Origin of the sequence: Lichenibacterium ramalinae (assembly GCF_004137085.1) — a bacterium.
In the GTDB taxonomy this organism is placed as follows: domain Bacteria; phylum Pseudomonadota; class Alphaproteobacteria; order Rhizobiales; family Beijerinckiaceae; genus Lichenihabitans; species Lichenihabitans ramalinae.
In genome coordinates this window covers 264,436-276,938 of sequence record NZ_QYBC01000006.1, presented here as the reverse complement: position 1 = coordinate 276,938, position 12,503 = coordinate 264,436, and the positions used below count along the sequence as shown (strand labels likewise).

Annotated in this window: 2 protein-coding genes; both read left to right on the top strand. The window is 67.3% G+C overall.

What is annotated here, in order from left to right; genetic code table 11:
- The first annotated feature begins 672 nt into the window (after positions 1–672).
- On the top strand, positions 673–7,488 hold the full coding sequence (locus D3272_RS09435; protein WP_129218894.1) for a hypothetical protein: 6,816 nt from the start codon (positions 673–675) through the stop codon (positions 7,486–7,488).
- Positions 7,485–12,257 (top strand): hypothetical protein, encoded by a 4,773-nt coding sequence (locus D3272_RS09430; protein ID WP_129218893.1) that lies wholly within the window; start codon positions 7,485–7,487, stop codon positions 12,255–12,257. The genes D3272_RS09435 and D3272_RS09430 overlap by 4 nt, the downstream gene beginning before the upstream one ends.
- Positions 12,258–12,503: the final 246 nt, after the last annotated feature.

The following is a 12,503-nucleotide window of genomic DNA, read 5'->3' as shown; positions in this document are numbered from 1 at the left end:
GATCAGGTTTCAGCACCCTCCTGGAATCATCTCAGCCCAGGCCACTCAACCTCTCGTGCCCTTATCGGACGGACACTTAAGCTTTGGCAGCAGGGGTGACCTTTTCTGCGCGCTTCGGTCTCGCGCGCAACGTCGAGATCGCAGGTGGCGATAAGGTTTGATACGCGGCATGCGGCCGCTTCCGACCCAACCACGTTGCTCGGGGCTTATCTCTGCTTGCTCCAGAGCAGACGTTCCGCGGCGCGGTCAGGCGGCAGCAGGACGCCCAGTCCGGCCTCTAAGCGGCGGAATGGCCGCGCCCGAAAGCTGCCCTTCGTTGGGACGGGATGGTGACCGGCCTAAGCGGCCGAGATAAGGACTTGTCCGCCAGTCGGCATTCAAGCCTGTCGAAGCGGAAAGCTGCCGTGCGTGCGATGCGCGGCATTGTTAGAGGCCGTTCGATGATGACTATATTTGCAATTATTTTTGCCCAGGTCCTTCGGTACTCAGGCGAAAGCTCAGTAGCTCCTCCAGCTCGGTACGATGGTTGCGCATCGACTTGAGCTTGGGCTGACCTCTCGCGAAGCAGAGGTCAAGTTTCGACCTGAGCCCTTTCGAACTCAGTCCGGATCGCGCGAGCGAAGCTTTACGACGGAAATTTCCGTGATAGCCTTCCTTCGGGGAGGTGGAGGTATGCGCAAGCGGAGCTTCGGCACTGGCGATTCGCGATCGACGCTCGGCACGGCTCTCACGAGAAGGACATTCGTCGCCGGCGCGGCGACGCTGGGCGTCGGCGCCGAGCTGCCGCTCCCGGCGCTCGCCGCGCCCGTCCCGGCCAACTTCGTCAAGTCGGGCGGCGACTACGCACTAAGGCGCGGCACCGCGAAGCTCTGGGGCATCGACGGCCGCCTTTTCGATGTCTCCCGAGGCGGGCGGATCGCGGTGGACGCGAACGGCCAGCGCCTCGTCGTGAAGGGCCTCGTTGCCGGTACCAACATCGGTGTCCAGCTCGCAATCTCGATCACCGGCGACAACCTCGCATTCTCGTCCTTCGGGGGCCCCAAGCAGACGGTCTCCATCGCCGACTGGAGCGGAAGCGTGCACGGCGTGGGCATCGAGTTCAGGCTCACCAACAACGGAGGCGCCATCATCCGGCTCGGGCGGCCGGGCGACGCCTTCAAGGCGACGCTGACGGCGCCGTTCGCCTTCCAGGTCGAGGCGGCGTTCTCGTATGCTGGAACCGACTCCGGAAAAGGCCGGGCTGCGAACCTCGCGTTCGAAGCCATGCGTGACGACGCCGACCTGGACCTCGAGGTCGAGAAGCTCCTGAAAGGCGCGCGCCCTATTTCCCGGCTGAAGCTCGACCGCGTCGAGCTCAAGGAACCGGAGGAAGGCTGGAAACTTGGCAGCATCGGCGGCCGCATCCTGCGGCTGTTCTTTCCCCAAGGCGCTGGCAGCGTCGTCCTGGACCATGTGTCTTCCAGCTCAACGCGCTGGGTGCTGCGCTGGCGGGGGGCGTCCGCGGGGCGCGATGGAGCTCGAATCCGCTACGGAGACGAGGCCTACGGCCGCGACATCCACGTCGCCGGGACCGAGCTCCTCCAGGTCCTGAACGGCGCTGTCAGGTCGCGGGGACTGAAGGTCGAGCGCGGCGCGCGGCCCTTCTACGTCGAAGCGGAGCGCTTCGCAGCGGCGATCAGGCTGCGCCAGGACTGCTACTATGCGGACTTCCATGGCCAAAGACAGATCGACCTGCCCGTCGAACTGTTCGTTCTCCACGCCCGGGGCCGCGGAAGCACGCGCTTCGAGGCCGACTTCCGGTCGGTGCAGTGGAGCGCGAACGGGCCCGAGGTCGGCGAACCAGGGCTCAACCGTTCATCGCCGATCTGGAGCGCCGAGGGCACCACAGGGGTCGAGGCGAGCCTTACTATCGGCGTTTGCGGCCAGGCTGCCAGCCCGAACCGGATCCATCTCGGAGAGGACGATGCGGTCAGCGTATGGCTGCACAGGCAGGGGGCCTCCGGCATCAGGGTCGATTCCCCGGTCCTCCGTCTCCGGCGGAGCGCCGACGCTCTTGACCTAGGCCTTATGTTCTACAACTTTCGCCTTGAGATCGGCGACACGTCCCAGCTCGTCGCGGTGGCCGGCGCGCAGCGCGGGATAAGGTTCAACCCGCAGCACCTCGAGGAGGAGTGTTTCTCGCCGCCGCTGGCGACGGGCGTGGTGGCCTGGGTGAAGTCCCTCTGGAGCACAACGGCACTTACGCCCTTCACCCGGCGGCCGTTCGGGTCGAGCGGCAACTCGATGTGGTTCCCGGGCGGCCCGCCCACGCTGATCGCGCGGACGCAGGTGGCCGGCGCCAGCCGTGTCGTCTTCCAGCCGGAAGCCCCGCGAACCTTCCAGCTCGAGGCGGACGCGCTGACCGACTGGAACGGCCTCAAGCTCGTTGTATCGCCAAGGGCGATCAACGAGCGCCCCGTCGAGGAGCAGCTAGCGCTCGTCGGAATCAAACGGGAAACGGAGCAGCAGGCCGGCACTGTGCGCGCGCAGGCACGCGACCTCGTGGCCAAGTCGCTCGTCCAACCATTCTCCGACGAGACGTCGCTTGAGCTCGTGACCGGCCTCTACTTCGCGCCAGACGCCACCGCCCGCTTCCGCACGAGCACCGGGTCGGAATCGCCTCCGGCGCTGTGGACGGCCGAGTTGGACGTGGCCCCCATGCCGGATGTCTTCGCGAAAGACGCACCGAAGGAGACGACGGCGAAGTCGGCCGTCGTCCGCGCCATCTGGGCCAACGGTCTGGAGCCCGGCTTCCTGTTTGGCGGCACGTGCCCGATCCCCCCCCCGTTCCCCGCATCGACGACGCGACAGGACCGCATCGAGATCGCGCTGCAGTCCTCCGCCTTCGGCCTCGTTGGGCTCCGCGCGATAACGGTGCAGGGCGTCGACGTCCCGAACAGCCGGGTCCGCCGCGTCGACGACACCTGGAAGATCATCGATCCGGTCGGCCTACCCGCGCCCGGCAGCCTGTCCAACGGACCGCTGGTCGTGCAGGAGGGCGTCTTCTCGCCCGCGCCTTTCAAAGACTTCAAGGCCCGCCTCACTGGCTTTGGCGCGGACTTAGACGCCGAGTGGCAGGCAGAACCGGTCGCCCCCTACAGCCGGCCGAAGGACGCCGACCCGTTCTTCCAGAACGCCTTCTCCGTCGAGCGCTACCTCCACCGGACCCGCCTGGGCAGCGACGTCCTCGCCCAGGTCGTCTACAAGGGCTTCCTGTTCCCTTACGGCTTCCGCGTCGCGCTGGTGAAGATCACTGCGCGCGAACCGATGGCACTCAGGGAACACGGCGCGATGATGCCCCTGATCACGGGCTACTACCTGATCCCGAAGCCCGTCGTTAAGGCCTATCCCGGCATCTACCAGCCGTTCGGCGGACGCGAGATCCCGCTCTCGAGCGCGCGGCTGCTCGGGGAGCGCACGCCGGAACTGGACGGTGGCCAGATGGACCCGCCGCCGGGAATGACGCTGCCTTCGCTGACCACGGCGACCAAGCCGCCCGGCTGCTCCTTCCCGGAGGACGGCGAGCAGCCGCCGCGCGTATTCTGGCCGATGCTAAAGACCGGCGGGCGGCTAGGATTCGAGTTCTCTGCCGACGACCAGGCCACGCACCGCACGCTGCCAATGCTGTTCGTCTCGAACCTCGACGCGAACAAGCCGGGAAGCGTCCGCGAGGTCATCCGCTACTACAACTCGCTCGACGCGGCGGACCGCTTCGAGGACCACCATGGCGCGGTTACGATCTTCGCGCCGCCGAAGCAGGCGGCCGGAGGAACGGGTTCGGAGAACAGGCTCGGTAGCACAAGCTTCGAAACCGACCATATCCTGCTGAAGGCCCGACCGAGGATGCTGCCCGAGGATCCGGGCGGCCAGCGGGCGGACGCCGACGCACCCTACACCTTCGACACCTTCATGAACGGGGCGGACGAGCCTCCCTTCTACCCGGTCATGGAGGAGGCCAGCATCTCGGTGCCGCCGCTCGATCGGATCATGGGCTCCCCGCAAGGTCTCAAGCGCGTCGGCTACAATAGCACCTACGTCCGGCACGGCTTCGACAAGTCGAGTAACCGGGCCGAACTCTACCTAAGCTACCTCGACGAAAGCCTGATGGACGTCGGTGGGAACGGCCGGCTCTCGGGCGGCGTGCTGCGGACGCCGACGAACGTGTCGGGCGTGACGCGCGACAACGTCGTCCTCGGCGCCAAGTCGAAGGGAGCGTCCGGGGGCGCGAGCGCGCTGACCGCACCCGGTGGGGACCCGCCGATAGGCTCCGACGCTCAGGCGCCGTGGAACTTCGCCCCTATTGCCGCCAACCAATTCGACCCGGCCAGCTTTTTCAACGGCGCGAAGCTCCTCGGCGTCGTCGACCTGGCGAGCGTTATCGAGGCGGCCGGCATCGACACTCAGCCGCTGCTGAAGGAGGTATACGACTACGCGCTCGGGGACGGCGCCGCGCTGGCGGCCCTGCGGACCGCGGCCACCAACGTCGCGGCCCTTATCGACGGCGCGATCGAGGAAGCTGACATAAACCTGAAGCGGATCTTCGCTGGCGCGCCCGGCGCACCGGCGCCGTGCGACGTGTCGGTCAAGCGCTTCTACCCGGAACTGCACAAGCAGCTGACCGACTTCGCCAAGGCGCTGAAGGAGGACCAGACGGGCAAGGATCCGATTGTCTGGGCGACCGGGCTCGTCGGGCAATGGCGCTCGGTCAAGGCCGCCGTCGACGCGGTGATCGCGAACCCCTCGCCGGAACCGCTGCGGGCGGGCATGGCCGAACTGCGCGCTTACGTCGACGAGCTGCAATCGCTGCTCGGGACAAAGCTCCACGACGCGCTGAGGGACGCGAGCAAGAAGCTCATCGACGTCGCCGTCGACAAGCTCGCCGGAGCAATTTCGTCGGCCTGCTTTGACCAGTCGGGCGCACTCAAGTCCCCCTGGTTCTTCGAGGCGTTGACGGGGGTCCCACCGCTGGCGACCGACACCACCGCCACGCTGCTGCCCAGGGTGAAAGCTATCCTCCAGTCGCCCGGCGCCGCCGCCCCGGAGGTCACCCAGTCCGTTCTCGGCATGGCGCTCACAGTCCCGCTCCGCAAGGTGCTGGCGTCGGTCCAGTCGATCGTCGACAGCGCGACGGAGCTCGAAGGCGCCGCGATCGAGGCGGCCGCCCGCGCAGTGGCAACGCTGCTGCGGGACATCGCCGAGGCGATGGTGGAACTGGACATCCTGATCGCAGCGGCGCGCCAGAACGCAACGGCCGCCTGCTTCGCCACGGGCGGCGTGTTCCATCTGGAGGACCTCTGCCGGCTGGCGCTGGAACTCGTGCCATCCTCCATCGACATGGCCGCGACCTTCACGGCCATCAGGAAGGCGTGGCCCGACCTCGACATCCCCGGGCTTCCGAACTCGCCGGCCGCGGCGGCGGCCCGCCAGGCCAGCGCGCGGCTCCGGACCGCCGTCACCGGCGTCGAAACGGCGTTTGCCACCTTTGACACAGTGCGCGGCTCCATCGCCGCCCTGAAGCTCGACGACATCTGCAGGGGGCAGCCTCAGCAGATCGCGACCCTGATCTCCCGCGTGTCGACGGCCCGCGAGTCGCTCGCGCCAGCGCTGCAGTCCTGCGTGGACGCGATGCGCAACCTCGTGACGAACTACGCGGCGCTACCGCAGGGGGAACTGGCGGACGCGCTCGCCGCCATCGCCGAAGTGCGGAGGCGGCTAGTCCTGACGGCGGCCGACCTGACTTGGGCGCGGGTCGTCACGCTGGGTCAGCGCCTTGCTTGGCTCGACACGGTCCCCGTCGTCGGCACCCGGGTCGCCACCCTCAAAGCCGAGGTGATTGCCGCCGCGGCGGATCTGCGGAAGCAGGCCGACGACGCGGTCAACGCGACGCTGGCGGACCTCATCGCGACGGCGAAGGCCTCGCAACGGCTCGCGGAGGCGGAAAGGCGGCTGCTAAACCTCGCGAGCGACTTCTCGAGCCTCACGACCGAACTCGTCGACGACGTCGCTAAGGTGCGCGACGACCTCATCGCGGGAGTCGCCAATCCGCTGATCGCATTGAACCAGACGGCCCTCGACCTCGCGAACAAGGCCATCGGCGTGTTCGACGGGGCACCCGACCTGGTCAAGCAGTTTACGCAGAAGGTCTATAAGCGGCTGGTCGCGGCGCGCGACCTGATCAAAGCAGACCTCGACGTACTGCAGAACCTCGCCACGGCCGGCGGGACGCCCGACTTCGACAAGCTCATGGCTAGGTGGCGCGCCGGCCAGTTCGGACTGGCGGAGGCGGTAAATCTAATCCTCAACTTTTTTAACGCCATCATGACCGGGCAGATCGGCGGCATCTTCGACCTCGCCGCGGTCCGGCAGGCGGCGGAAGAGGCGATCCGCCAGCTGATTCCCACCAAGGTGAACCTCACCTACGAGTGGACGGGCGGCCTCAAGAAAGATTCGATCTTCGAGCCCCTCGGCGACAAGAAGCTCAAACTTTGCACGAGCGTAGTGGTCGACCTGCTCGACCCGTCCGACCGGAAGGTCGCAGTCACGGGCAGCGTCGACCAGTTTGCCCTCAACCTGTTCGAATCGCCGCTGCTCGTCACCATCGAGTTCGGCGAAACGAAGTTCACCTTCTCCGGCGGCGTGCCGAAGTTCGACACCAAGATTACAAAGGTCACGCCGGGTCCGGGCCTTATGTTCCTCGACAAGCTGTCGTGCCTGCTCGGCGATGACGACGGCAACAAGATATACTGCGAACCGGTCGGCGCCCTGGAAGGGCTCAAGGTCGGCTACCGATACAGCAAGGAGCTGATCGAGCTGGGCGGCGTCCAGATCACCAACTTCGGCTTCGACGCGTCGCTCTCGCTGTTCTTCGACCGCCGCGAGGCGATCGCGAAGTTTGCTGTGGCCAGCCGGGAGGCGCCGTGCGGCCTAATTGTCGCCCCGGCCTACTACGGTGCCGGCTTCGTGTCGCTCACGACCACGGCGGGGTCAGTCGTCGCCTTTGAGATCCAGCTCGAGTTCGGCGCCGCGCGCGCACTCCAGTTCGGGCCGCTGAAGGGTCACGCGAGCGTATCGGCTGGCATCTACCTCATGCACGCGACGACGCCGGAAGGGGGCAAGACGCGGCTTGAGGGCTTCGTCCACGCGATCGGCGAGGGGCACATAGCCTGCTTCGGCATCAGCGTGAACTTCGAGGTGAAGGTCGTCCACGACGAGGTCGGCAACGTAACCGGCGCCGCGACCTACCGGTTCAGCTTCCGCGTCGGCTTCGTGAAGGTCGGCTACGGCGTCACGGCGACATACGCCTTCGATAAGAACCATGGCGCGCGCTCCTTCAACTCGCCCTCCCGGCCCAGGCTGCTCACCGCGGGCGCATGCCCGCCGCTGCCCGACAAAACCAGGGAATGGCTCTGCTATCGTGACAACTTCGTTGCGGATTGGCCCGGACTATGACCAGTTGCACCGTCGAATGCACCTCCGTCCCCGACGGCTTCGCCAGCGCCGATCGCTTCAGGCTGCGTCTAAGCGTGATCCTCACGCCAGCCGTCCCAAATCCTGCCAATCCCGCACCCGGACCGGCCGTCGACCTCGGGCAGTGGCCGACGCAGGTGCCCGGACTGAGCTTCCAGGTCTGGGCGGGCCCGTCGAAATCCGCCCTCAAGCTGGTCGGAACCGTCCCGGCGGGGAAGGCCTTCGAGGACGACCAGACGGCCAGCATATCCCCGCATGCCCAGAGTTGGTGGAGCCGCCTCTGGCAGAATCCAGCCGACCTCGACGCCTACCTCTCGCTCCTGAACGGCGGCGGGAGCGCGGTCCCGACCGGGCCGGACACGAAGGTGAACGGATACGACTACTCGCGCCTCCACCAAGGCGCCATCGACAGGACGCTCGAGGAGTTCGCCACGGCGTTCGCTTCCCACGCGGTCCGGCAAGGAGGCAAGAACCTCGTCCAGGAGTTTAGCGGACTTGCCCTGCGCGCCGCGCGAGATCCCAACGACCCGCTGGTCCGCATCGCGCGCGCGTTGAAGTGGTCGGCCCTGAGCTCGCCCCCGATCCCGGCCCCCGCGGTGGTGGACCTGGCCAAGAGCGCCGTCCAACCGCTGCCCCGGGGAATGGCCAAGGGGGCTACCCTCGACGCCGACTTCGCGCGGGCGCTCGATCCCCAGACGACGGAGGTCCTGCTGAGGGCGGGCGGCGCCAGCGCGGCACGTGCCGCGGCGCGATCGACGACGGCAGAACAGAACGACGCCGACTTCGAGCAGGCCATGCGCAACAACGAGGACCTGAAGGTCGATCACGCCGACCCGGACGCGCTAGATCAGAAGCTCGAATACGCGCACCAGGTCATCGGCGCGCTGCAGGCTCATCCCGCGCTGCGCAAGTTCGCCCGTCAGATCGCCGATATCCCGCTCGACACAAGCGCGCTCCGTGCGGCATTCCCTCCCGGCGCTGGCGACCTGAAGGGGGTCATCGCAGTCGAAGCCGTCGCGACCGGCGGGGCGGCGGCCCTGGCCCCTTCCGCGCTTGCCCTGTTCACGGCATTCGAGCTCCGCTCGGCCGGAGCCGCGCTCTTCGAGCCGTGCCCCGAGGCGACATTCGACGGCGCGGCTCCCACGACTCCGACGATCGGCGCTGCGCTGCCTCTCCGGGACGGGTTCGTCGAGCCGCAGGCCTATGGCTGGACACGGCGGTTCCAGATCGCATCAATCGACGGGATCGCCGCCTACTACTCGCGCAAGCGCTCTGAGGAGGCGACGCGCAAGGCATATCTCCGTGGCGCGCTCGCGGCGGACGTGCCGAGCGAGCCGACCGGGTTCAGGACGCGCGGACTCATGCTACTCGACCTCGGCGCGAAGAACGTGGCCGAGGCCGCGGAGAAGCGGCAAGCCTCCATCGCGACTGACCGGGTGCTGTTCGCCGAGGATCTCGTCGACGGCTACCGCGTGGACGTGGTCGCCCCAAACGGGGCCGTGTTCCCCACCTGCGCGCGAACGGTGGAATACCACGCGCTAGACGCGCTGGACGAAAACCTGAGGCAGGTCTACCGAACCCCGCGCAACGACGGGTTTGTGTCGCCGCTCGCGCGGACCTGGACGGCTCCGTCGAGCGATCCGAGCAAGCCGGCCGACCGGCACCTGTCCGTGTCGCAGGTTGTCTTCACGTGGACAGGGCGTCCGCTCGGCCTACCCTCCGGCGAGATCGCGGAGGCGCAGAAGGCGTCGGGCGAGCACCAGGGCCTCGGCGTCGATTACGGTTTCGACCCCATACGGCAGGGCCCCATCCTCCGGATATTCGGCCACTACCGATTTATGCTGCGAGCAAGGAAGCTGAACGGTTCCAGCGTGCCGAGTTCGGCCGCGCGGGTCGGTGAATTCGCGCTCGGCAGCGATGACGATAAGCTGGGGAGGATGCTGGCAACCAGCCGGAACTCGCCCGATCCCGGCTACCAGTTCGGCTTGGTCGAGAAGGCGCCGGCTCCGACGCTGCTCGTCCCCGACGGCTTCGTGGGCGGCGAAGGCGTCGATCCGGCCGACCGCGAAAACGTGGGCAGGATCATCGTCAGGACGGGGTCTAACGACACGAAGGTCCGCTGGCTCGCGTCGCCGCTGGTCGGGTTCGACCTCGCCGAGATCCAAGGCCAGTTCGACCCACTGTCCGCGTCGAAGCCGGACCGGGACAAGGCTGCCGACCGGGCGAAGTTTGGCGCTTACCGCTACCTGGTTCACGACGCCGCCACCGGCGCCTTCCCGACGATCAAGGACGGCCCCGCGACGGTGGCGCTTGTCATGCAGACGGCGCGACCACCGACGGACCCTCCGCTCACCCCCTACTTCATCGATGCGACGCTGCGCACGGTCGGCGCGCTCCTGAAGGGCGACAAGTCGACACCCTCTCAGGCCATCGATGCCTCGACGCTGAAGTCGGACCCCGCCTTCTTCCCACCAGCCACGCCGCGCGGCATGGACGCGGGGTCGGTCGTCCCCATCCGCGTCGAGGTTCGTGCACTGGGGAGGGACGGCGTGAGCACGATACGCAACGGACAGCCGTTCCCGTTGAAGCTGCCCCATCCGTCGGGGCGGACGATCAACTGCCCGACCATCTGCATCGACGTGGCGCCCGCGGACTCGCTGAGGCTGGAACTGTGGTCGAACCGGACGCCGGAGGCGTTCCAGGCCAACCCCGCCATCGCCGCGGCGACGGAAGGCGCTTGGTCGACCGCACTGGGGATCGGCGCGCTGCTCGAACCGGGTAGCAGGTCCAGCCATGAACTCTACGGGGCGCTCGTACGCAACCAGCGGGTCGCGTCGCTCAGCGACGTCACCGCGATCAGCATCGAGCACCCGGTCTCGCGGTCGCTGGACAAGCCCTCGGTCACCGTCTCGCTCGCCGCGTTCCGCGCGACCGACGCGACGTCGTGGGAAGCCGTCGTCCTCAAGGGCAACGGCGCCGACGTCCCCGACGCGGCCAAGATCTACGCGACCGGGCACATCCACGTGGACCGGAAGTCGACGGGCGAGGTGTGGGCGGAGGCGTTCTGGGTCGAGGTCGCGTCCAAGGACCGCGTGTTCCGCAACTCGAAGCCCGAGGTATTCGGCCGCGTCGAGCAGTCCAACCTGTTCGAACGCAAGACGCCGACCCAATTCCGTAGACTCTTCTCGATAGAGTCCCTGGAACTGCCTGAGATCGGCATCGGCGAGAGCGCCGAGGCCTACCTGCGCCGGATCAACGAGATCGACCTGCTGCTGCAAGACCATCCGCCGTCGCCGGCCGGCGGTCCGTCTTCCTCCAGGAAGCCACGCTTCCTCAGCGCCGACTTCGACTGCGACCAGCACCGCGTCCTCGCGGTCCGGCTGGTAGCGCGGTCGCGGTTCGCACCGCCCGACGCTCCCGCTCCGCCGCCCGCGGGCATGGCCCCCACGCCCGGGGGACCCGCCATACCCGAGCCAGCGGAGCCGTCCGAGGACACGACATACCTGAAGCAGTCCGCCTCGCGGGACGCCTGCCGCGCCGCGATCGAGCGCGGCAATTGGGCGATCGATGGCGTCTTCCGGATCGACATGCCCGCCACGCGGCGGCCCCCCGCACCCTACGTGACCAGGGACAAGGGCACCTTTTATCAACGCGTGCTGCGCACCTCCGCGGACGGGTCCGAGACCTCGCTCATCCATAATTACCGCTGTTGGCTGGACGGCGACTGGTTTGCGTCCGGACCCGGAGAGAAGCTCGCCATCGTATGCCGGCAGCCTGGTGCCGCGCTGCTGCCCGACTGGGCTGACGCGCAGGTCAGTCGCTGGGGCGGGGACGGCACGAGCGTGCCGGGCCACAGGCTCTGGATGCAAAACGGCCTGTCCGAGGACGACGCGACATACCTCTCTGCCGACCAGATCGGCGGCGAGAAGCCGGACCAGACCGTGATCTGGAAGGACGATAAGGACCCGAGGGTCACCGCGCAGGTGGCCCTCGCCTGCATCGAACCCCGGTTCCACACGGGATACGGCCGCTGGTATTGCGACATCGAGCTGAAGCCGACCGGAGCCTACAAGGCGGCGGTGAAGCTCGTCCTGGCGCGCTACCAGAAGGACGCGCTAGCCGGCCGGACCCTGTCGAGAACGGTGCCGATCGACGCCGTTATGGTGCACCAGCCCTGGAGCTTCTCCGCCAAGCGGAAGAGCGCGACGATCGAGGTGACGGTCACAGGACCCGCCTACCGCGGGCGGGCGCCGATGCTGGACAAAATGGACGGTGTCTCCCAGGGGCAGCCCTTCAAGGTCCTCTCCGACTTGATCGGGGACACGCGCGCCCTCCCGATGGACCACCTTGCGCAGGCGCCGCTGATCGTCGCCGAACTCGAGCGCCTTGATCCACGTGGGTCGGGGCCGATGCCCGCGCTCATAGGCGGGCTGGTCGTCGCCTCGACCAGCCTAGGTGTGCAGCCCCAGCGCGTGCCCGAGAACGTCGAATCCTTCGTAAACCCCGTGATGTTGTCGCGCTGGACGCTCTCGCTCGCGATTCCGCCGGAGGATGCCGGCAAGCCGCTTGCCGTGCGGGTGGGCCTGTCATCCGCCCACGCGAACTCGCAGGCCCGCCACCCCAGGCTGGCGGGTGTCGGCGTCGGACGAGATGGCGCCAGCTTTCAGCCCTCGGCGCTCGACGGAGAGATAATTTACCTGCCCGAGCCGATCGTCGTTCAGCTCCTCATCGAGAACCTAAAGTCACTGTAGCTTCAAACCGATACGTCCCTTGTGAACACGGTTTTGCTTTGACAGCCACGGTGTTTCTGTCAACATTGCGTTCGGTAAAACCGCCGTCGCAGAGCGTCCGATTGGCTTACCGAAACTGATGGTTCGTGCCGCATCCTGCGGCGACAAATTGATCTTCGTGCCAAGTGGCTTGGTGTGTACGCTTCGGACTTACGCGCCACTGGCAATAAAGCGGGTTGCAACAGTGATTGCTGCACGTTGGGGGAG